The organism is Rickettsia endosymbiont of Oedothorax gibbosus (assembly GCF_936269705.1).
Taxonomy (GTDB): Bacteria; Pseudomonadota; Alphaproteobacteria; order Rickettsiales; family Rickettsiaceae; genus Tisiphia.
In genome coordinates this window covers 1,911,134-1,931,039 of the sequence record NZ_OW370493.1, presented here as the reverse complement: position 1 = coordinate 1,931,039, position 19,906 = coordinate 1,911,134, and the positions used below count along the sequence as shown (strand labels likewise).

Genomic DNA, 19,906 nt, shown 5'->3' with positions numbered 1-19,906 from the left:
TTTTTTATACATTTGGATTCCATACTATGCAAATACCATCAATTACTATTGAGCAAGTAGCTCAGCAATTTAAAGCCTGGCGTCAAACTAAAACTAATAAGTTTGATCCTATACCAAACCATCTAAAGGAATTAGTTTACCAATTACTCCATCATTATTCTTACCAAGAGATAGCTAAACATCTTAATATTAATAAAGCAACAATCAGTTCAATTAAAAAAGCCCATGAGCCTACCCTCAAAACTTCTCCTGTCTCAACTTCAAATCAAGCTCTACAACAAAATATTAATTTTCTCCCATTTCAACTATTATATTCTATAGATACCGATCCTGTAGCTGCCCCCAAACAAAATCACTATACTTGTCACATTATTAAACCAAATGGTACCAAACTTATTATCCAAACACTAGAACCAAAAACCATAATTCAGACATTTTTATGTTGCAACTAACCCCGGCGTCAGTTATTTTTGTTACCACTATTGCCATCGATTTTCGCAAGGGTATCGATGGCTTAATCGCTGTTTGTAGACAAAAACTTTCTTCTGACCCTCTTAATGGTTCCTTGTTTTTATTCTATAATAAAAACAGAACTGCCATTAAAATTTTGTCCTTTGACGGTCAAGGCTTTTGGCTATGCTCTAAACGCCTATCCAAAGGTAAATTTACCGCAAAACTTTTCCCATCTGATAATTCATCTTATCAAATTTGTTATAGAACCTTACACATTCTTATTCATAATGGTGATCCTAGTTCTGCCAAATTCTCTAATGATTGGCTTCCTGTCGTTTAAGCTGCTGTCTCGATTAATTCCGTATTATTCATATATCTTGCATAGGCAAAAGGCGTATAATTCGCAGGACTCTTCTTTGCTTTGCTACTCTGCTCTTGTAGCCAATTTAAATATTTAAAGGCATTGATCTCGTTCTCACTACAAGTCTTTACTATACTATACAGACCACTATGTATCTCAGCACTATTGATTGTTTTAAAGAATAATGAATTCTTCCTTTGTAAAATAATGGTACGCAGTGATCTCTCAGCCCAATTATTATCAAGATTGCTAACTGGCATTTTGAGTCAAACCTTCTTTATTATTTATCCAATATTTCATAGCTTGTCCAAGCCTACTATTAGGCTCAACTTTCTTGTCGTTAAATAATTCGTCTATTTTGTTATATATGTTTTCTATATATTTACCGCTATGTTCCTGATGATACCAAAGTTTTTCTTCAGGACTCATCTCTTTACATTGATGTTCATTGTGGTAAATCCCTCGTGTTTGTTTGAGAAAATATCCGCATTCTTCAGGGTAATATAGTTCATTCTCTGTAAATTTTCTCTGACCATGTGACAAACAATTGATCATCACTATTATTGCCAGTAATTCTTGATCTGCTTCTGATAATACCGGGTTATTATTATTACTTGCGTCAGTCATTAATTGGATAGAATCTGTTCTATTCTTACGATTCTTTAGTACGTTACCTATATTTTCTCCACCATGCCTATTACCGGTAAAATATAAAACTATCACCTCATTATTTGCAGTCTTAGCACATATTGTAGTAGTATAACAGCTGCGTCCTTTCTTATTTTGAGTACGTAATTTCTTATTGGCTATAGTAATTTCTAAAATCCTAGCTCTAGTATCATCAAGGTTCAGTGAACTACATTCAGCAGCCATTTCCAATAATACCCCGTAAATTTCAGCTCCACCACCTTCTTGCCAAACATCTAAATATTGTTGCCAGAGCGAGCTATATGCCACAGGAACACCACTTAAACTTTGCAGCCTAGATAAACGGTAGAAAGGAGTGCCATAGGTCTTTTGTAACACTATTGCACTTCTGCTACTATTTGTCCATTTGTTGATATTTTTATTGTTCATAACTATATAATCACAAGCATTACAACGTAGCGTTTTCTTTACATATCTGTTGACTGTAATTGGAGCATTACCTGTAAATTGTAGCAATTTTCTAGCTTCACTATTATATAGTTTGCCATTACAACAGTGAGGACAGCTATCACCACTACAAAAATTCTCAGGAGTTAAATAGCTGGTATTCGCATCCTTATAATCATCAAACCCATATTTACCTTGCCAATTACTACGATCTATCTTTTTGGGCTTATCGCACTCTTCTTCATTACCACCATTCCCGTTATCAGATTCACTTGGCGGTTCTTTTAATGAATCTGAACTATCTTTTTTTTGTTATCTGCCTTAAAACCAATCAGCATTTCCTTAAGCTTATTTATACTGATATTTGATGATGCTAGCTTGTCTATTAGCTCATTACAAAATTTCACAAGTTCTACTATCGTTTGCTGTTCATCTCCCGTTAATGAACTTTCCTTGACGTGTTGTATTAGTTCTTCTCGTTCTTCAGCACTTAAGGTCGCTACTTTTGGTTTTTTCATTTGATTAATTATCATTATTATTAATATTTCAAATGTTATAATATAACTGGTACTTTTTCAACTAGTTTTTATTAATCGGTGATATTTGCATAGTAGAAACCCAAATTTATACAATAAATTCGTACTAGCAAAAAAATTAGATAGTGTTACGCAGTTTTGCTGCAAGTATACGATACATCGCCAATAAACGTATACGATTTCGACCATGCGGCTCATGTTTCATCATTTTTATAAAATCATGACCATGAAAACCTTGTGGTAATATTAACCTAGCCATTTGAGTACCTTTATCAGTTAAAAACCCATTTTACACCACTGCGTTAATTATTGCACTTGGTATGATAAGTTTTTACAAGGTACTGAATTAGCTAAAGCCTTGGTAGGAACGGTGCGTTTAAAATTGTTCAAAATTGGAGCAGTAATTATTAGAAATACTAGGAGCATTAAATTCTTGTTGTCTTCATCTTATCCTTACCAACATATATGGGATAGTGTTATGAAAAAATTAGCTATAGAATAAGCTAATATGGTACTGTCCCCGGTACAATAAAAAATGGGGGTAAGGGGGGATTCTATCTTAAATCAGGAAGAATTGCATATCTAGACATAATTTAAGTGAAAATTAACATATCCATTACCACTTATAAGCGATATTGCCATTTTATTTTTATAAATACCACCTTCATGCAATATCCAGGCTAGGAGCGATGGAGCAACCCCTATAAGTAATAGGCAAGCATTGAGCGACAACGTTACCAACTTCTTATCAATTGACTATAAAATTTCTTAATATTTCTATAGTGTACATCAAAATTTTTTTTCACTAAGTAAAAAAGTAATTAATTTTCAATATTTTTGTGAATTACGTCAATTCGGGATAAGGATATTGTGAACATGTAGATTAAAATCAAATTTTGTTGAAGGTTTATTTTTCTTTAATGAGTAAGCAACAAGAGTAGATAATATATGGACAAAGGCATTTATTGGTGATCTATGTCTAGTATGTTCAAGGTTCATTTTATTTTTTAGATAATCAAAAACTGTTTCAATTAAGTTACGCTTTCGAAGTAAGATTTTTTCTTTCAAATCCATTAATTTATTTTCCATATTCTTCTTAATTCCATGAATCATTTTTAAGCCTCTTTCATATAAATTTAAGAACAAATTTTGCTTAATATAACCTTTATCAGCTGCTATAATTCCAGTTAATCTTTTTGTTAACTCCGGTACTGGAACCCTATCATCTACATTGCCTTTGGTCACTTTTAATGCCATAAACTCCCCTTTATTATTGATTATTACATGTAATTTAAAACCATAAAAATACCCCATAGAGGATTTACTATGTTTGGCTAATCCTTTAAAAACTTTATTGCTATAACGCCTTTTATTGTGACAAGCTTTAATCGTTGTAGAGTCAATAAAATAAATACCTGTTTCCTCACCAAACAACAAATGAATCAACATATTTAGCGGTATGAATAATCGTGCCATTAATTCAACAAATCTATTATAACTCAAGGCTTTGGGAAAATCATCCTTATGCATGCACTCTATATAACTTTTATAGAAAAATTTAAAATTCTTAGCATAGGATGTATGAAACATAATTATTATTGTTAACATTTCACTTAGACTCATGCTACAACAGCGATTTCTTTGCTTATTTGATGGTAATAACTTTCTCTGTTCATACTCCAAATAAATTTTACAAAAATCATCTATAAAACTATATAATTCTGTGATATCTTTTTTCATGCCTGTAGTTTGTTTTTTTGTTTAAAAATATAAATACTGCAGGCACTCCTTTTTGACAATCCTTTTATCTATTACTATTTCATCTATATCTTATCCCGAACTGACGTGTATTGAGTTTCTAAACGGCATAAAGTAGAGCTACTAGCCATATCGTCCAGTGTGTCTATACTTGTTTGCAAAGCTGGACATTTTCTTAAATTATCGTGATCATTTAAATCTTCATAACCAAGAGCAATACCATAAATACGCTGTTTGAGCATTGTTAAAATAGTATGAGTAATTTTATCAGAATCTCGCTTATCAGGAAAAATCTTAGCCAGTTCATTAGTTAGACCAAGTCTTTTATCTGCTTCTCTTAGCAATAATACACCTCCATCGCTACTAATATTACCTCCTGTGAAATTTATTTCTATTTGACGATTTTTTACTTTCGATTGGTAAATTAATCCTGTACAATTTGTCATGGCAAAACCCTCTATGTAATCTTCTTTTAACACTGATATTATATAGTATTACAAGGGTTTTGTCTCTATTCTTTCATGCAATATTTAGGCTAGATATTATAGATATATATAGAGATGTGTTTTTTTTTGATTTTTTTACAGTTGAGTGGTAATTTTTTTCCGGTTGAAGTGAAATATTTTTATGGCTATATTGAATATTTATACAATCAGAGTGATAAGAATTATCATTAGCTTTACGAAAACTTATAAAATTTTTAAGAATTCTGATACATAAAATATTGCGACATTTTAGGTTATGTTTGATCGTAGTAATTAAAGAGTGATCAATGAACCCACTTGTTTGTAATTCTGTTAGACATTGTTTAGCCCGTTTTTGACAAACTCCTAGCCTGAATATTGCATGAAAGAATAGAGACAAAACCCTTGTAATACTATATAATATCAGTGTTAAAAGAAGATTACATAGAGGGTTTTGCCATGACAAATTGTACAGGATTAATTTACCAATCGAAAGTAAAAAATCGTCAAATAGAAATAAATTTCACAGGAGGTAATATTAGTAGCGATGGAGGTGTATTATTGCTAAGAGAAGCAGATAAAAGACTTGGTCTAACTAATGAACTGGCTAAGATTTTTCCTGATAAGCGAGATTCTGATAAAATTACTCATACTATTTTAACAATGCTCAAACAGCGTATTTATGGTATTGCTCTTGGTTATGAAGATTTAAATGATCACGATAATTTAAGAAAATGTCCAGCTTTGCAAACAAGTATAGACACACTGGACGATATGGCTAGTAGCTCTACTTTATGCCGTTTAGAAAATAAAGCAGATCGTGGATTTGCTCTTAAAGCTCATAAGGTGATGATTGACAAGTTTGTCGAATCTCATAAAACCGTGCCGAAACAATTAATACTTGATTTTGATGCCACTGATGATGAAATTTATGGCAATCAAGAGGGGAAGTTTTATCATGGATATTATCGTCATAATTGCTTTCTACCTTTATATGTTTTTTGTGGAAAAAAGCTGTTAGTAAGCAATCTTCGCAGCTCAAAGCTAGAACAAGCAAAGCATAGCTGGGCAATATTATCTCTATTAGTCAAGCGTTTTCGTCAATCGTGGCCTGAAGTAGAGATTATTTTTCGTGGTGATGGTGGATTTTGTCGTCATCAGATGCTGGATTGGTGTGATGAAAATAATGTAAAATATATAGTCGGAATAGCCCAAAATACTAGACTCAACAAGCTGCTTGAGCCATTGATGCAACAATCTAACGAAGCCTTCACAATTAGCAAAGAGAAGCAACGCTTTTTTAGTGAATTTAAATATAAAGCTGATAGCTGGAGTCGTCATCGTAAGATAGTTGGTAAATCAGAAGTAACTAGCCTTGGTGAGAATCCAAGATATATAGTAACTAATTTAGCAGGTAAGCCAGAAGATTTATATGATAAAAATTACTGTGCACGTGGAGATATGGAAAATCGTATAAAAGAGCAACAGTTAGAGCTATTTGCCGATCGCACTTCATGCCATAAATGGTGGGCTAATCAACTCAGACTAATTTTGTCAAGCCTTGCCTATACATTAGTAGAATATATACATGATAAGTTTTTACAAGGTACTGAATTAGCTAAAGCCTTGGTAGGAACGGTGCGTTTAAAATTGTTCAAAATTAGGCTAGATATTATAGATATATATAGAGATGTGTTTTTTTTTGATTTTTTTACAGTTGAGTGGTAATTTTTTTCCGGTTGAAGTGAAATATTTTTATGGCTATATTGAATATTTATACAATCAGAGTGATAAGAATTATCATTAGCTTTACGAAAACTTATAAAATTTTTAAGAATTCTGATACATAAAATATTGCGACATTTTAGGTTATGTTTGATCGTAGTAATTAAAGAGTGATCAATGAACCCACTTGTTTGTAATTCTGTTAGACATTGTTTAACCCGTTTTTGACAAACTCCTAGCTCTTTTTCGAAAAAATGATAGCCTTCTTGTAATTCTTCTGATAGTTTATCTTTTTGATAAATTTGTAGGCGAGAAACTATCAAAGACAGAAGTTGACGAGAAGTTTTACTTAATTGCTTACCACAATTATTAGTAAGGTTTCGCCATTCAGGTGGGACGAAATTACCGACTATATTATAAAAGATAGTATCGGAATTTTCAGCTAAACCGTCGGGAAAAATTAACGATTCCGTCATATTTCCTCCCCGTGAAAAACGGTTGAAAATAGACCTTTTTGTAGGTTAAGTCTGGGGAGTTTTGTTGGAAAACCAAAATAAAACCAAAATAAAAATGCTTTTGAGAAATTGAAAAATCCTGTAAGCCTTGAGAAGTCTGGCGCACCCGGAGGGAGTCGAACCCCCAACCTTATGATCCGTAGTCATATACTCTATCCAATTGAGCTACGGGTGCCTTATATTATGCCTTGTGTTGGAGTTTGGATGACATTGTGTGCTTATTTTTATAAGTGTCTAAAAAGTGAAATCTTTAACAAAGACCATAATATATCCTTAAACTTCTATTATGTCAATATCATATAGTGCTTAACACACAGGTTCGTACATTAATTATAACATTATTGTACTTGTCTAAAATACAGAATTTTTGTCTAATATGTTATTAGATGCTTATTGATCTAAATTAAATCTGTTAAGTTAATAGTATAGTCAATTGACTATACTGCATTTTACATTTTGAATTTATAATTCTGGTGATTTATAAAAACACTTGCTTTTTAATGTTTTTTTTATTAGTCTGTGCAATCTTAACATAATCTACATGAATTTGGAATAGTAAGTTACTCCAATATGTATTAGTTGTGTAAGCAATTAGGATTGAACTAACTTCCTTTGCCCGCGTGATGGAATGGTAGACATAACGGACTTAAAATCCGTGGGGTGCAAGCCCTTGCCAGTTCAAGTCTGGCCGCGGGTACCATTTATTTTTTATCAAGGAAGATGTATATGTTTATTCAAACTGAAATTACTCCTAATTCTAATGCGATAAAATTTTTCCCTAATATACCTGTTAGCCCTAATCAACCAATGCATTTTAGTAATCTTGATGAGGTAAGGGGTAAAAGCAGTTTGGTAGTTCAATTATTCGGTATAAATAACATAAAATCGGTATTTCTTGGTAGTGACTTTATTACTATTACTAAGGAAGAAGAAAGTGATTGGCTGGTTTTAAAACCTGAAATTTTGATGATTATGATGGATCATTTTACTTCTGGTTTTACTGTGTTTGATGTGCAAAATAATATATCTACTGACAAATCTAGTGTAAATAATTTGGACGAGATGTCTGAAGTCGAACAACAGATTGTAGAAATTATTGAAACACGTGTACGTCCTTCGGTTGCCATGGATGGAGGTGATATAATATATCGAGGGTTTGAAAATGGAGTGGTAAAATTAGAGCTTCGCGGAGCTTGCCATGGTTGTCCTAGCTCAACTATTACTTTAAAAAATGGTATTGAATCAATGCTTAAACACTTCGTTCCTGAGGTAGAATCGGTTGAAGCTGTAGAAGATTAAGATATTAGTTACGCAGTATAGAGATAAGTAATTAATCAGTTATAGTCAATTGATGAGAAGTTGGGGACGTTGTCACTCGTCGCTCGCCTATTACTTATAGGCGTCGCTCCATCGCTCCTAGCCCCAAATTCTCCTGAATTGACTATAGCCAAGAAGCAATCCATTCCTGGTTATTCTTGGGATTGCTTCGTCGACCTTACGATCTCCTCGCAATGACTTTTGGTGACCAGATTTTTTATTCATCATAAGAAAATAGTAAAAAAAATGTAGGGTGCTATCTTATTAATGAGGTTAAATAAAACAATATTGCCGCAGCATTTGAAACATTCAGGCTTTCTACCTTACTGGAAATTGGGATTTTAACCAGATAATCGTATTGTTCTTTAACTAGCCGTCTTATTCCTTTATCTTCAGACCCAAGTATTATTGCCATTTTATCTGAAAATATTTTGCTATCTAAGGATTGTGTTGCTTTACCATCCAGACCAATAATCCAAAACCCATGTTTCTTTAGATATTCTATTGACCGCCTTAAATTAGTTACCTTAACCATTTGTACTAGTTCCAAAGCTCCAGAAGCTGTTTTTGCTATAGTAGCATTTTCATCTGGGGCATTATCGGCGGGTAATATTATGGCTGTGATGCCAAAAGAAGCCGCACTACGAATAATAGCACCAATATTTTGTGGATCGGTTACTTGATCTAAAATAGCTACTTTACAATTGCCAGTAGTTATGTCAATATCTTCAATATGATTAGAGAAAATGCTTTTAACGTTAGCGGCTATTCCTTGATGATTATGATTTGAACCAAGAAGACGGGTTAGGGAATCTGTATTGGTAATCTCATATTGATGGTTAGATATTAAATTTTTGTTCAAATTAAAAATATCTTCTGTACAGAAAACTCTTTGAATATAACGCTTGGGGTTACTTAGAGCTGCAAGTACTGGATGTTTACCATATAGGTAGTAGAAATCTTTAGAAATATTAGATTTATTTATCATCTTATTAGAACCTATAGTAATTTATTCTTGACACAAACTACTATTTATTATAGAAAGTTACAACTAGATAAACGTTCTAAGTTGTTGTAAATTTTAATAGAAACTATTTGTATAGGTTTTTATCTATACTTTTATTATTTGTTGATTTGCATCAAATATATAAGTTTAATATTAGCTTATCTAAAAGGCTGAAGAAAATGGCAAAGAAGATTTGTTGGCACTTACAGTAAATTTATGTTGTGCTTTACTTTTAATTAGGCTATTTAATGCTTGCGTAAATTCTTTGGAGGAGTGGTCGAGTGGTCAATGGCAGCGGACTGTAAATCCGCCCGCGTGAGCGTACGAAGGTTCGAATCCTTCTTCCTCCACCACAGATTGGTTAGGTGAAATACGCGGGTGTAGCTCAATGGTAGAGCTCCAGCCTTCCAAGCTGGCCACGTGGGTTCGATTCCCATCACCCGCTCCAAAACTATTGGTGTTAATTGGAAATTGGATAAATTTGTTGTTTTTATTGTTAAATTTGTATAAATCTTAAATTGTGGAGAATGAATTATGGCAAAGGTAAAATTTGAGAGGGATCTGCCCCATTGTAATGTAGGTACTATAGGACACGTAGATCATGGAAAAACTTCTTTAACAGCTGCAATAACTTTAGTATTGTCAAAAGAAGGTGGTGCTAAGGCTACTAACTATGATGAAATTGATGCTGCCCCGGAAGAAAAAGAAAGGGGTATAACTATTGCTACTGCTCACGTTGAGTATAAAACTAAAAAAAGGCATTATGCTCATATTGACTGTCCTGGACACGCAGATTTTATAAAGAATATGATTAGTGGTGCGGCCCAAATGGATGCTGGAATATTGGTAGTATCTGCTTGTGATGGTCCAATGCCTCAAACAAGGGAACATATATTGCTTGCTAAGCAAGTAGGTGTGCCTACAATGGTTGTCTTCTTGAATAAAGTTGATATGGTTGATGATCCAGAATTAGTTGACTTAGTAGAAATGGAAGTCAGAGAGCTTCTGTCAATGTATGGTTTTCCTGGAGATGATATACCAGTTATCAGGGGTTCAGCTTTGCAGGCTTTAGAAGGAAAACCTGAAGGAGAAGCTGCGATTAAAAAATTGATGGATGCTATTGATGAATATATACCACAACCAAAGAGAGATACAGATAAACCATTCTTAATGCCAATAGAAGATGTATTTTCTATTTCTGGAAGAGGTACGGTTGTTACTGGTAAAATTGAGAAAGGTGTAGTAAAAGTTGGTGAAGAGGTAGAGATTGTTGGTATAAGAGATACTCAAAAAACTACTTGTACTGGTGTGGAAATGTTTAAGAAACTATTGGATCAAGGTGAAGCTGGTGACAATGTTGGTATATTGCTACGTGGAACTAAAAGAGAAGATGTGTGTAGAGGACAAGTATTAGCTAAGCCTGGTAGTATAACTCCGCATACTGAATTTGAAGCTGAGGTTTATGTGCTTACCACTAAAGAAGGTGGTCGTCATACAGCGTTTACAGACAAGTATCGTCCACAGTTTTATTTTAGAACTACTGACGTGACTGGGGAGATTACTTTAAAAGATGGTAAAACGATGATTATGCCAGGTGATAATGCGAATCTAAATATTACCCTGATTTCTCCAGTAGCTATGGAAGAAGGTGTTCGTTTTGCTATACGTGAAGGTGGTAAGACAGTAGGAGCTGGTGTAGTATCAAAGATTATAAAATAACAAAGGAGTAATCATCTTAAAATAATTTAGGATGATTACTTTTTTTTAATGGCTAAGCAAAATACGTTTAATTGAACTTGCCTAAAGTTATGTTTACAAAAAATTTGAGCAAGTCTGTTAAAGAAGCGTATTTTGGATGGTCGGGCTGTTTATAAAAAGGTTTAGTTAATGAAAAATAATCAAAAAATTAAAATTCGTCTAAAGTCATTTGATCACCGTTCGCTTGAGCAAGGTACTAGAGAGATAGTAGGGGCTGTTAAAAGAACTGGTGCAGATATAATTGGTCCAATTCCGCTTCCAAGGACAATTGAAAGATTTACCGTTAATAGGTCTCCACATGTCAATAAAAAATCAAGGGAGCAATTTGAGATTAGAATTCAGAAAAGGCTTTTAATAATAAGTTATCCAACCCCTCAGACTGTTGATGCTTTAAAGAAAGTTGATTTGCCTGCTGGTGTTGATGTTGAGATTAAGTTAGAGAGTATTGAGTGATGAGAACCGGTTTAATCGCTAAAAAAATTGGCATGAGTTCAATTTTTAATGAAAAGGGAGAGAGAACTACCGTTACTTTTCTGCAAGTTGAAGATTGTCAAGTAGTGGGACAAAAGACCCAAGAAAGGGATGGTTATAACGCCTTGGTTGTTGGGGTAAAGGATAAGAAATTATCTAAAGTAACAAAGCCAATGAGGCAAGTATTTGCTAATGATAACGTTGCACCAAAACAAAAATTGAAGGAATTCAGAATTTCTGCTTCTTTTTTCATTGATATAGGTTCTACATTGCGTGTTGATCATTTTGTTGTTGGGCAGTTTGTAGATGTTGTAGGTACTACTATTGGTAAAGGTTTTGCTGGTAGTATGAAGAGGCATAATTTTAGAGGACTTGAAGCTTCACATGGTGTATCTGTGTCTCATCGTTCACATGGTTCTACTGGTGGTAGACAAGACCCTGGTAAAGTATTTAAGAATAAGAAAATGGCTGGACACATGGGGAGTACAAGAGTTACTATTCAGAACTTGAAGATAGTTGATACTAATATAGAAAAAGGTATAATCATAGTTAGTGGTAATGTCCCAGGCTCGAAAGGATCTTATGTCTACATTAAGGATGCTATTAAGAAAACCATTACAGCTGCAGGATAAACTATATGAAAGCTAAATTATTAAATCTTGAAAATGAAGTTGTTGGTGAGGTTGATTTAGATCATGAAGTATTTGCCATAGACTTTGTTAGACAAGATATTATCAAGCTTGTTGTTGATTGGCAAAGAGCGAAAGCTATGGCTGGTACACATCAAACGAAGACAGTATCGCAAGTATCTGGTACTACAAAGAAACCTTTTAAGCAAAAAGGTACCGGTAATGCAAGGCAGGGGTCTTTAAGGTCTGTACAAATGAGGGGCGGTGGAATTTCTCACGGTCCAGTAGTAAGGAGTCATGCTACAAAATTACCAAAGAAAGTTAGAAAACTTGGTTTAAAACATGCATTGTCAGAAAAATTGACAGAAGGGAAATTGTTAATATTAGATTCTTTAAAATTAGATGAATCAAAAACTTCTAATCTTGCAAAATTATTAAATAATTTTCATGGTAAGAGTTATTTTATTGTTAGTGGTAATGAAGTTGATACTAATTTTTCTTTGGCAGTACAAAATATTCCTAATACTATTTCGGTACCACAAATTGGTACAAATGTTTATGATATAATACGCCATGATTATGTTTTGTTATCAAGAGAAGCTGTAGATGCTTTAGAAAAGAGGTTGAAGTGAAATCTTATAAACATTATGATCTTATTAGGAATCCTGTGATCACTGAGAAGAGCAATATTTTATCTGAACAAAATAAGTTTACTTTTCATGTTGCTGATAGTGCTGAAAAGGCTTCTATCAAGACAGCTATTGAGAAAATTTTTGAGGTTAAGGTTAAAAAAGTTAACATCATGAATGTAAAAGGTAAGAAAAAAAGATTCAAAGGTGTTAACGGTAGACAATCAGATCAAAAGAAAGCTATCGTGACGCTAGAAAAAGATTATACTATTGATTTTACTGGGGGTATAAAATAAGATGGCTTTAAAAAAGTTTAATCCAGTTACTCCATCTCTTAGAGAATTAATACAGGTTGATAAATCTGATCTTTGGAAGGGCAAGCCTCATAAACCTTTAACTAAAGGTTTATGTAAGACTGGTGGTAGAAATAATCTTGGTAGAACCACTTCTTGGCATAGAGGAGGGGGGCATAAGAGGCTTTATCGTATAATTGATTTTAAAAGAAATAAGCAAGATATATTCGCTACAGTTGAAAGAATAGAGTATGATCCTAATAGGACCTCTTTCATTGCTCTGATTAAATTTGATGATGGTGAGTATTCTTATATTATAGCACCACAAAAGCTTGTTGTAGGCGATAGAATAGTGTCAAGCGATAATGCTGACATAAAAGTTGGAAATTGTTTATCTTTGAAATCTATCCCTATTGGGACTACTTTGCATAATGTGGAAATGAAAATTGGCAAAGGTGGTCAGATTGCAAGATCTGCGGGGACTTCGGTTAATTTAGTAGGTAAGGATTCGGGTTATGCTCAGATCAAACTTCGGTCTGGAGAATTTAGGTTGGTGCCGTTAGATTGTAAAGCTACGGTAGGTGTTGTCTCAAATCCTGATCAAAAAAATACAAATTTGGGTAAGGCTGGAAGAAATAGATGGTTAGGTTGGAGACCACATGTTCGTGGTGTTGCAATGAACCCAGTTGATCACCCACATGGTGGTGGAGAGGGAAAAACTTCTGGTGGTCGTCATCCGGTGACTCCATGGGGCTTCCCAACTAAGGGTAAGAAAACCCGTAAGAATAAGTCTACATCAAAGTTTATTATTAAGAGAAGAAAATAATTAGGTAGTAATTATGGCACGTTCAGTTTGGAAGGGACCTTTTGTAGATGGTTATCTGATAAAAAAAGTACAGAAATTGATTGAGTCCGGTAAATCAGAAATGATTCAGACTTGGTCTAGGAGGTCAACAATTTTACCATTTTTTGTTGGAGTAACATTTGCTGTGCATAATGGAAATAAATTTATACCTGTCACTGTCAGTGAAGAAATGGTTGGTAAAAAATTAGGTGAATTTTCTCCAACTAGAACTTTCCATGGTCATGGGGCAGATAAAAAAGTTAAGAGAAAATAAATATGGTAAAGGTGAATAAAGGTTCGACTACAGCAATTGCTAAGTCTCTTAGAGTGAGTCCAAGAAAATTGAATTTGGTTGCAACTTCTATTAGGAATATGAAAGTATCGGAAGCTATGGTTCAGCTTACCTTTTCCCCGAAAAGAATTGCTAAAGATGTAAAAAAATGTTTACAGTCTGCTGTTGCTAATGCTGAGAATAACTTTGGTTTAGATATTGATGCGTTGTTTGTTACTTCTGCAACGGTAGGTAAGGCATTGGTGATGAAAAGAATTATGCCAAGAGCTAAAGGAAGAGCAACAAGGATTAATAAATTTTTTAGTAATTTATATATTACAGTTACTGAAGTTAAGGGGAAGTAAAATATGGGGCAAAAAGTTAATCCGCATGGCTTTAGAGTTGGTCCAACATTAATTAAAGGTTGGGACTCGGTGTTATATGCTGAAAAGCAGTATAAAGTTCTTTTTATTCAAGATTTAGAGGTTAGAAATCTGATTAATAAAAACTATATGCAAGCACAAGTTAGTAGAGTGTTAATAGAAAGACCTTCTAATAAAAGTGTTATAATTAATATTTTTGCTAAAAAGCCTGGTGTTATTATAGGTAAAAGTGGTAACGACATTGATAAATTAAAAAAACATGTCCAAAAAATTACCTGTTTAGAAGAAATATATATTAACATACATGAAGTAAAGAAACCTAATATAGACGCTACTATTATTGCTCAAACGATTGCTGTACAGCTTGAAAAAAGAGTGTCTTTTAGAAAAGCTATGAAAACTGCTATCCAAGCTTGCTTTAAGCAAGGAGGGTTAGGTATAAAAGTGGCTTGTTCTGGACGTTTGGCTGGAGCTGAAATAGCGAGAACAGAGTGGTATAGAGAAGGTAGAGTGCCTTTGCATACTTTGAGAGCTGATATTGACTATGCGACTGCTGAAGCTATGACAACTTATGGAGTTATAGGTATAAAGATTTGGGTCTATAGGGGTGATCATGTGGAAAATAGAAAGAAACATAATTAATTTTGAAGTAAGATAATGTTAGCTCCGAAAAAACAAAAATTTAGAAAAGCACATAAAGGAAGAGTTTCCTCAAAGGCAAAATCTGGTACTATGCTAGCTTTTGGTTCTTTTGGCTTGAAGTCATTGGATGGCTTAAGGGTTACTGCAAGGCAAATAGAGGCTGCAAGAAAGGCAGCTGTTCGTTGTATGAAAAGGCAGGGTAGGTTATGGATTAAGATTTTTCCTGATTTGCCTGTGTCAAAGAAGCCTGCGGAAGTTAGAATGGGTAAAGGAAAAGGCTCTACTGAATTTTTTGCAGTAAGGGTATCACCTGGCAGAATTATGTTTGAAATTGAAGGGGTTACAGATGATGTAGCTACCAGGGCACTTGAACTTGCTAGTGCCAAATTGCCTGTAAGAACAAGGATAGTGAGGCGTTATGAGTAAATTAGTATCACCAAAGGAGTTGGTTGGACAAACCATGGAGGAACTCCACGAAAAAAGAATTCTGTTTAAAAAAGAGCTTTTTAATCTAAGGTTTCAAAAAACTTTAGGTGAATTAGAAAATACTAGTAGGTTTTCTTTTGTAAAAAAAACAATAGCTCGTATTAATACAGAATTAACCACAAGATCAAAAACTGGAGAATAGAGAAATGCCGAAAAGAGTGTTGCAGGGCGTTGTTGTAAGTTCAAAAACAGATAAAACTATTACGGTTAAAGTGGAGCGTAGGTTTAAGCATCCTATGTATAAAAAAATTGTAAAAGTTTCTAAGAAATACGCTGCTCATGATCCAGAAAATACGTATAAGGATGGTGATAAGGTTAGTATAGTTGAAAGTCGCCCTATATCTAAGACTAAGTCTTGGGTGGTATTAGGGGTATAAATATACCTCTTTAATGCTGTAGGTTGCCTGCGATAATTAATTAGTTATCGCAGGCAGCCTCTTAGGGTTAGTTATTATTTTGTTGGTAAATCTGTTTTCGTATGTATTTCCGTACGTTACGGTTCTTTGCTTATGGTAATGTTTGTAAATATGCTTATTAGAAAAATATTCTAGACAATCTAAAAGAAAGGTAGTTTTTATCCTTTGACTTTGTTGTTTAGATTGTTTATCTTGTGGCATTATTAAATTCTCAAGTGGGAGTAAGTTATGATTCAGATGCAGAGCATCTTAGATGTTGCTGATAATTCTGGTGCTAAAAAAGTTATGTGTATTAAAGTGCTTGGTGGTTCACACCGCATGATAGCATACCTTGCAGATTTCTTTGTGGTTTCTGTAAAAGAAGCGTCACCAAATGGCAAAGTAAAGAAAGGTGAGATATATATGGCGTTGCTTGTTAGATCAAAGAAGGGTGTTAGAAGAGCAGATGGTAGTACAATTAAATTTGATTCCAATGCAGTAGTACTTTTGAATAAACAGGGAGAGCCGATAGGTACCAGGGTTTTTGGTCCTGTAACTAGAGAATTAAGGGCAAAAAAATTCGTTAAGATTATGTCGCTGGCAGAAGAGGTATTGTAATGGTTAAGTTAAAAATCAAGAAAGGTGATGAAGTTATTGTTATCACCGGAAAAAATAAGGGAAAAAAGGGTAAAGTGTTAAAAGTTTTCCCAGAACAGAATAGAGCAATTGTTTCAGGGGTAAATATTGCTCGCAAGCATGTTAAGCCAAGTAAAACAAGTGAAGGTGGCATAGTGTCAAAGGAATTATCAATACATATATCCAATGTTGCTCATGTAGACCCTAAGACAGGTACTGGTACAAAAATTGCTTTTAAATTTCTAGATGATGGTTCTAAAGTAAGAGTAGCTAAGAAGTCTGGTGAAATTATCAGTAAGGAAGGTAAGTAATGTTGTTCAGGTTTAAAGATTTATATGGTAAAGAGATTATCCCAAGCTTACAAAAAAAGTTTGCCTATGATAATAAACATCAGATACCTAAGGTTATAAAAATTGTTGTTAATATGGGAGTTGGTGAAACGGTTGCTGATTCTAAGATAATTAATCATGCTGTTAATGATCTAACTTTAATTTCAGGGCAAAAGCCTTTGGTAACTGAGGCAAAGAAGTCTATTGCTACTTTTAAACTTCGTGAAGGTATGAAAGTTGGTTGCAAAGTTACTTTGCGTAAAGATAGAATGTATGATTTTCTCGAAAGGCTAGTACTTGTTGCCCTACCACGTATAAAAGAGTTTAGAGGCTTTTCAAGTAAAAGTTTTGATGGTAGAGGTAATTTTACTTTTGGTATAAAAGAACAGATTGTTTTTCCAGAGATTAATTACGATAAGATAGATGTAATTCGTGGTATGGATATCACGATTGTTACAAGTGCTACGAATAATGAAGAAGGTAAATTATTACTTTCAGGCTTTAATTTGCCTTTTTATAATTAATTTTTGAAGAAAGAAGATGGCTAAAGTAAGTTCTATAAAAAAGAATAATAGAAGAAGAAAGATGGCAGAAAGTTTGTATAATAAGCGTGCTAAGTTAAAAGACAAGATTTACGACAAAACTTTATCTTTAGAAGAGAGATTTTCGCTAGTGATGGTTCTGGCTAAGTTACCTAGGAATTCAGCTATGAATAGAATTAGAAATAGGTGTGAACTTACTGGGCGTCCAAGAGGAGTGTACAGTAAATTTGGTTTATCACGAAATAAGCTAAGAGAGCTTGGTAGTAAGGGATTGGTTCCTGGTTTAGTTAAAGCAAGTTGGTAAAAAGTAGGTTTATCGTATGTCAATGACAGATAATATAGCAGATATGTTGACTAGAATTAGAAATGGTCAAAAAAGTAAATTGATGAGTATATCTCTAGCTTCTTCAAAAATAAAATGTGCCATTTTGGATGTTTTAAAAAAAGAAGGTTATATCAAAGAGTATGTAGTTGTTAAGAATGATAATATAAGTCACATTGAGGTGGATTTAAAATATTCTGTTAATGGAAAACCTGCTATATGTGAAATAAATAGAGTTTCAAAACCAGGTAAGAGAATTTATTCTTCCATTGATAAATTAAAAGGATATTATAACAATATGGGTATTTATATTCTTTCTACTTCTAGAGGCGTGTTATCTGATAGAGAAGCACATAGCCAAAAGATTGGCGGTGAAGTAATTTGTAAAGTGTTTTAAGGTATAAAAATGTCACGTGTTGGAAAATTGCCAGTCCCTGTACCTGAAGGGGTAAAAGTTGAGCTTGATGGATTGAAAGTCAATGTTGTCGGTCCTAAGGGAGAGTTATCAAAGACTTTTGCCGGGAATATAGCAATTTCATTGAAAGATAATCAGCTTGTTGTTAAACCATTAGCAGAGACTAAAAGTGCTAGGTCTATGTGGGGTACGGCACGAAGTATAATAAATGGTATGATGAAAGGTGTTAGTGAAGGTTTTACAGAAGAGCTTGAAATAAATGGTGTTGGTTATAAGGCTTTGGTGAAAGATAAATATTTAAACTTAATGCTCGCTAAAAGTCATAATACTAAAATCGAGATACCTCAGAATATAAAAGTTACCGCTCCTAAACAAAATCAGATTATATTGCAAAGTGTTGATAAAGAAAAACTAGGTCAGTTTATATCAATTATTATAAAGCAGAGACCGCCTGAGCCATATAAGGGTAAAGGTATTAAACGTAAGGGTCAGTATGTTCAAAGAAAAGAAGGTAAGAAAAACTAAAATTTAAGGGTTAAAAGTTAAGTATGCGTAGTTCAAAGTTAAGATTTGAGACAAGAAAGGCTAGAGTACGGTCTAAGATATCAAAGGTATCAAACAGAATCAGATTGTCTATTTTTAAATCTGGAAAGCATATATATGCACAAGTTATAGATGACAAACAGTCAATTACTATTGCTTCTGCTTCAACCTTGGATAAAGAAATTAGACAGTTAAAAAAATCTAGCTGTAATGTTGGTACAGCTACAAAAGTAGGTGAGTTGATAGGAGAAAGAGCATCGCTTAAAGGAGTGCAAGAGGTTGTATTCGATAAGGGTGGTTATAAATATCACGGTGTTGTTAAGGCATTGGCTGATGCAGCAAGAAAGAAAATAAATTTCTAATTTTAGGTTTAAGAAATGGCTAAAGCTAAAAAAAATATGGGTGAAGCATTAACCGAAACTTTGGTGGATGTAAACAGAGTTACTAAAGTAGTAAAAGGTGGAAGAAAATTTTCTTTTTCTGCTTGTATTGTAGCTGGTGACAAATCCGGTAAGGTTGGTTATGGTCATGGTAAGGCGAAAGAGGTAACAGAGGCTAGAGCTAAGGCTACCCAAGAAGCAAGGAAAGATATGATTAGGGTTCCTCTTTATCAGAGTAGAACCATTCACCATGATGTTATTGGTAAAAGTGGAGCAGCAAAAGTCATTTTAAGAAGAGCCAAGGCGGGTACTGGCGTTATTGCTGGTGGTGCTATGAGGGCTATTTTTGATTCTTTAGGAGTTCATGATATTGTTGCTAAATCTTTAGGGTCTAGTAATGTATATGCAATGATTGCTGCGACTTTTGATGCGTTATCTCAACTTTCTTTTCCCAAGAATATTGCTGAAAGGAGAGGGAAGAACTTAAATGAGATATCGACTCAGTCTATAAAAGGGCAACAAGAAGTAATATCAGAATAATTTGAGCTATATTCTTTAGGGGTCTGATAAAAGATATCGCAATTGTGAAAGACCAGTGAAATCTGGGATGAGGCGAATCAAACTGGGCTATTAGTGAGCAGTCATTTAGATTGAGTTATTTTAGTGGCAGGAAGCATTAGACCTCCTGCAAAACTCTATGCCTAAAGT

The 19,906-nt window shown here is 33.8% G+C and carries 33 protein-coding genes and 4 tRNA genes; 28 read left to right on the top strand and 9 right to left on the bottom strand.

What is annotated here, in order from left to right:
* Window positions 1–26 precede the first annotated feature (26 nt).
* Both NBW66_RS10595 and tnpB read left to right on the top strand, forming a co-directional pair.
* Complete coding sequence (locus NBW66_RS10595; RefSeq protein WP_250310639.1) at window positions 27–452, top strand: hypothetical protein; 426 nt, start codon at window positions 27–29, stop codon at window positions 450–452.
* Window positions 440–793 (top strand): IS66 family insertion sequence element accessory protein TnpB, encoded by a 354-nt coding sequence (gene tnpB / locus NBW66_RS10590; RefSeq protein ID WP_250310953.1) that lies wholly within the window; start codon window positions 440–442, stop codon window positions 791–793. Before NBW66_RS10595 ends, tnpB begins: the two co-directional genes overlap by 13 nt.
* Here tnpB and NBW66_RS14645 read toward each other — a convergent pair.
* From NBW66_RS14645 to NBW66_RS10575, 4 genes are all read right to left on the bottom strand, one after another.
* Window positions 790–1,074 carry an IS66 family transposase gene (locus NBW66_RS14645; protein WP_250311030.1) on the bottom strand — a complete coding sequence of 95 codons (285 nt, stop codon included), beginning with the start codon at window positions 1,072–1,074 and terminating at the stop codon, window positions 790–792. The genes tnpB and NBW66_RS14645 overlap by 4 nt on opposite strands.
* The gene (locus tag NBW66_RS10585) at window positions 1,064–1,891 is read right to left on the bottom strand and encodes an IS66 family transposase (protein ID WP_250311243.1); all 828 of its coding nucleotides are present in this window, start codon (window positions 1,889–1,891) and stop codon (window positions 1,064–1,066) included. Before NBW66_RS10585 ends, NBW66_RS14645 begins: the two co-directional genes overlap by 11 nt.
* A gap of 302 nt (window positions 1,892–2,193) precedes the next feature.
* The gene (locus tag NBW66_RS10580) at window positions 2,194–2,427 is read right to left on the bottom strand and encodes a hypothetical protein (protein ID WP_250310741.1); all 234 of its coding nucleotides are present in this window, start codon (window positions 2,425–2,427) and stop codon (window positions 2,194–2,196) included.
* A gap of 136 nt (window positions 2,428–2,563) precedes the next feature.
* The gene (locus tag NBW66_RS10575; protein ID WP_250310952.1) at window positions 2,564–2,704 is read right to left on the bottom strand and encodes a hypothetical protein; all 141 of its coding nucleotides are present in this window, start codon (window positions 2,702–2,704) and stop codon (window positions 2,564–2,566) included.
* A gap of 27 nt (window positions 2,705–2,731) precedes the next feature.
* Between NBW66_RS10575 and NBW66_RS14640 the strand changes: the two genes are divergently transcribed.
* Window positions 2,732–2,947, top strand: coding sequence for a transposase (locus NBW66_RS14640; protein WP_284346759.1), 216 nt, complete (start codon window positions 2,732–2,734; stop codon window positions 2,945–2,947).
* Window positions 2,948–3,294: 347 nt separating this feature from the next.
* On the opposite strand, the gene NBW66_RS10565 is transcribed toward NBW66_RS14640, so the two are convergent.
* Both NBW66_RS10565 and NBW66_RS10560 read right to left on the bottom strand, forming a co-directional pair.
* Window positions 3,295–4,185 (bottom strand): IS982 family transposase, encoded by an 891-nt coding sequence (locus NBW66_RS10565; protein WP_250310582.1) that lies wholly within the window; start codon window positions 4,183–4,185, stop codon window positions 3,295–3,297.
* Between the two features lie 83 nt (window positions 4,186–4,268).
* Window positions 4,269–4,682, bottom strand: coding sequence for a transposase (locus NBW66_RS10560; RefSeq protein ID WP_250310951.1), 414 nt, complete (start codon window positions 4,680–4,682; stop codon window positions 4,269–4,271).
* 411 nt (window positions 4,683–5,093) lie between these two features.
* Here NBW66_RS10560 and NBW66_RS10555 point away from each other — a divergent pair, with 411 nt between their 5' ends.
* Complete coding sequence (locus NBW66_RS10555) at window positions 5,094–6,395, top strand: IS1380 family transposase (protein ID WP_250310950.1); 1,302 nt, start codon at window positions 5,094–5,096, stop codon at window positions 6,393–6,395.
* Window positions 6,396–7,005: 610 nt separating this feature from the next.
* Here NBW66_RS10555 and NBW66_RS10550 read toward each other — a convergent pair.
* Window positions 7,006–7,082: transfer RNA gene (locus tag NBW66_RS10550), tRNA-Arg, on the bottom strand.
* Window positions 7,083–7,521: 439 nt separating this feature from the next.
* On the opposite strand from NBW66_RS10550, the gene NBW66_RS10545 reads away from it, so the two are divergent.
* Window positions 7,522–7,607, top strand: a tRNA-Leu gene (locus NBW66_RS10545).
* A 26-nt stretch (window positions 7,608–7,633) separates the two neighbouring features.
* Window positions 7,634–8,206, top strand: coding sequence for a NifU family protein (locus NBW66_RS10540; protein ID WP_250310949.1), 573 nt, complete (start codon window positions 7,634–7,636; stop codon window positions 8,204–8,206).
* A 35-nt stretch (window positions 8,207–8,241) separates the two neighbouring features.
* Here NBW66_RS10540 and NBW66_RS10535 read toward each other — a convergent pair whose 3' ends face one another.
* Both NBW66_RS10535 and rlmB read right to left on the bottom strand, forming a co-directional pair.
* A complete protein-coding gene (locus NBW66_RS10535; protein WP_250310948.1) occupies window positions 8,242–8,370 on the bottom strand; it encodes a palindromic element RPE2 domain-containing protein in 129 nt (42 codons plus the stop codon).
* A gap of 110 nt (window positions 8,371–8,480) precedes the next feature.
* Window positions 8,481–9,212: a 23S rRNA (guanosine(2251)-2'-O)-methyltransferase RlmB gene (gene rlmB, locus NBW66_RS10530; RefSeq protein ID WP_250310947.1), complete on the bottom strand. Its 732-nt coding sequence runs from the start codon at window positions 9,210–9,212 to the stop codon at window positions 8,481–8,483.
* Window positions 9,213–9,497: 285 nt separating this feature from the next.
* On the opposite strand from rlmB, the gene NBW66_RS10525 reads away from it, so the two are divergent.
* The 22 genes from NBW66_RS10525 (at window position 9,498) to rpsE (ending at window position 19,738) form a co-directional block, all read left to right on the top strand.
* Window positions 9,498–9,583 (top strand) — tRNA-Tyr (locus NBW66_RS10525).
* Window positions 9,584–9,604: 21 nt separating this feature from the next.
* Window positions 9,605–9,678 (top strand) — tRNA-Gly (locus tag NBW66_RS10520).
* Window positions 9,679–9,764: 86 nt separating this feature from the next.
* On the top strand, window positions 9,765–10,949 hold the full coding sequence (gene tuf / locus NBW66_RS10515; protein WP_250310946.1) for an elongation factor Tu: 1,185 nt from the start codon (window positions 9,765–9,767) through the stop codon (window positions 10,947–10,949).
* Window positions 10,950–11,117: 168 nt separating this feature from the next.
* On the top strand, window positions 11,118–11,441 hold the full coding sequence (gene rpsJ, locus NBW66_RS10510; protein WP_094648885.1) for a 30S ribosomal protein S10: 324 nt from the start codon (window positions 11,118–11,120) through the stop codon (window positions 11,439–11,441).
* Window positions 11,441–12,091: a 50S ribosomal protein L3 gene (gene rplC, locus NBW66_RS10505; RefSeq protein ID WP_250310945.1), complete on the top strand. Its 651-nt coding sequence runs from the start codon at window positions 11,441–11,443 to the stop codon at window positions 12,089–12,091. The genes rpsJ and rplC overlap by 1 nt, the downstream gene beginning before the upstream one ends.
* A gap of 5 nt (window positions 12,092–12,096) precedes the next feature.
* The gene (gene rplD, locus NBW66_RS10500) at window positions 12,097–12,720 is read left to right on the top strand and encodes a 50S ribosomal protein L4 (RefSeq protein WP_250310944.1); all 624 of its coding nucleotides are present in this window, start codon (window positions 12,097–12,099) and stop codon (window positions 12,718–12,720) included.
* Window positions 12,717–13,013, top strand: a complete 297-nt coding sequence (locus tag NBW66_RS10495; RefSeq protein ID WP_094648888.1) for a 50S ribosomal protein L23 — start codon at window positions 12,717–12,719, stop codon at window positions 13,011–13,013. Before rplD ends, NBW66_RS10495 begins: the two co-directional genes overlap by 4 nt.
* Before the next feature lies 1 nt (window position 13,014).
* Window positions 13,015–13,836 carry a 50S ribosomal protein L2 gene (gene rplB / locus NBW66_RS10490; protein WP_094648889.1) on the top strand — a complete coding sequence of 274 codons (822 nt, stop codon included), beginning with the start codon at window positions 13,015–13,017 and terminating at the stop codon, window positions 13,834–13,836.
* 13 nt (window positions 13,837–13,849) lie between these two features.
* A complete protein-coding gene (gene rpsS / locus NBW66_RS10485) occupies window positions 13,850–14,128 on the top strand; it encodes a 30S ribosomal protein S19 (RefSeq protein WP_094648890.1) in 279 nt (92 codons plus the stop codon).
* 2 nt (window positions 14,129–14,130) lie between these two features.
* Complete coding sequence (rplV, locus tag NBW66_RS10480; RefSeq protein WP_250310943.1) at window positions 14,131–14,490, top strand: 50S ribosomal protein L22; 360 nt, start codon at window positions 14,131–14,133, stop codon at window positions 14,488–14,490.
* Window positions 14,491–14,493: 3 nt separating this feature from the next.
* On the top strand, window positions 14,494–15,150 hold the full coding sequence (gene rpsC / locus NBW66_RS10475; protein WP_094648892.1) for a 30S ribosomal protein S3: 657 nt from the start codon (window positions 14,494–14,496) through the stop codon (window positions 15,148–15,150).
* Window positions 15,151–15,165: 15 nt separating this feature from the next.
* A complete protein-coding gene (gene rplP / locus NBW66_RS10470) occupies window positions 15,166–15,576 on the top strand; it encodes a 50S ribosomal protein L16 (RefSeq protein WP_094648893.1) in 411 nt (136 codons plus the stop codon).
* On the top strand, window positions 15,569–15,778 hold the full coding sequence (gene rpmC, locus NBW66_RS10465; protein WP_250310942.1) for a 50S ribosomal protein L29: 210 nt from the start codon (window positions 15,569–15,571) through the stop codon (window positions 15,776–15,778). Before rplP ends, rpmC begins: the two co-directional genes overlap by 8 nt.
* A 4-nt stretch (window positions 15,779–15,782) precedes the next feature.
* On the top strand, window positions 15,783–16,013 hold the full coding sequence (gene rpsQ, locus NBW66_RS10460; protein WP_094648895.1) for a 30S ribosomal protein S17: 231 nt from the start codon (window positions 15,783–15,785) through the stop codon (window positions 16,011–16,013).
* 267 nt (window positions 16,014–16,280) lie between these two features.
* Window positions 16,281–16,649 carry a 50S ribosomal protein L14 gene (gene rplN, locus NBW66_RS10455; protein ID WP_094648896.1) on the top strand — a complete coding sequence of 123 codons (369 nt, stop codon included), beginning with the start codon at window positions 16,281–16,283 and terminating at the stop codon, window positions 16,647–16,649.
* Complete coding sequence (gene rplX / locus NBW66_RS10450) at window positions 16,649–16,978, top strand: 50S ribosomal protein L24 (RefSeq protein WP_250310941.1); 330 nt, start codon at window positions 16,649–16,651, stop codon at window positions 16,976–16,978. The genes rplN and rplX overlap by 1 nt, the downstream gene beginning before the upstream one ends.
* 2 nt (window positions 16,979–16,980) lie before the next feature.
* Window positions 16,981–17,520: a 50S ribosomal protein L5 gene (rplE, locus tag NBW66_RS10445; protein WP_341751007.1), complete on the top strand. Its 540-nt coding sequence runs from the start codon at window positions 16,981–16,983 to the stop codon at window positions 17,518–17,520.
* A gap of 16 nt (window positions 17,521–17,536) precedes the next feature.
* Entirely contained in the window at window positions 17,537–17,842 is a 306-nt protein-coding gene (gene rpsN, locus NBW66_RS10440) for a 30S ribosomal protein S14 (RefSeq protein WP_250310939.1), read from the top strand.
* A 16-nt stretch (window positions 17,843–17,858) separates the two neighbouring features.
* Window positions 17,859–18,257, top strand: a complete 399-nt coding sequence (gene rpsH, locus NBW66_RS10435; protein WP_250310938.1) for a 30S ribosomal protein S8 — start codon at window positions 17,859–17,861, stop codon at window positions 18,255–18,257.
* 9 nt (window positions 18,258–18,266) lie between these two features.
* The gene (rplF, locus tag NBW66_RS10430; RefSeq protein ID WP_250310937.1) at window positions 18,267–18,800 is read left to right on the top strand and encodes a 50S ribosomal protein L6; all 534 of its coding nucleotides are present in this window, start codon (window positions 18,267–18,269) and stop codon (window positions 18,798–18,800) included.
* Between the two features lie 23 nt (window positions 18,801–18,823).
* On the top strand, window positions 18,824–19,180 hold the full coding sequence (gene rplR / locus NBW66_RS10425; protein ID WP_094648901.1) for a 50S ribosomal protein L18: 357 nt from the start codon (window positions 18,824–18,826) through the stop codon (window positions 19,178–19,180).
* A 15-nt stretch (window positions 19,181–19,195) separates the two neighbouring features.
* Window positions 19,196–19,738 carry a 30S ribosomal protein S5 gene (rpsE, locus tag NBW66_RS10420; RefSeq protein WP_250310936.1) on the top strand — a complete coding sequence of 181 codons (543 nt, stop codon included), beginning with the start codon at window positions 19,196–19,198 and terminating at the stop codon, window positions 19,736–19,738.
* The last annotated feature ends 168 nt before the right edge of the window (window positions 19,739–19,906 follow it).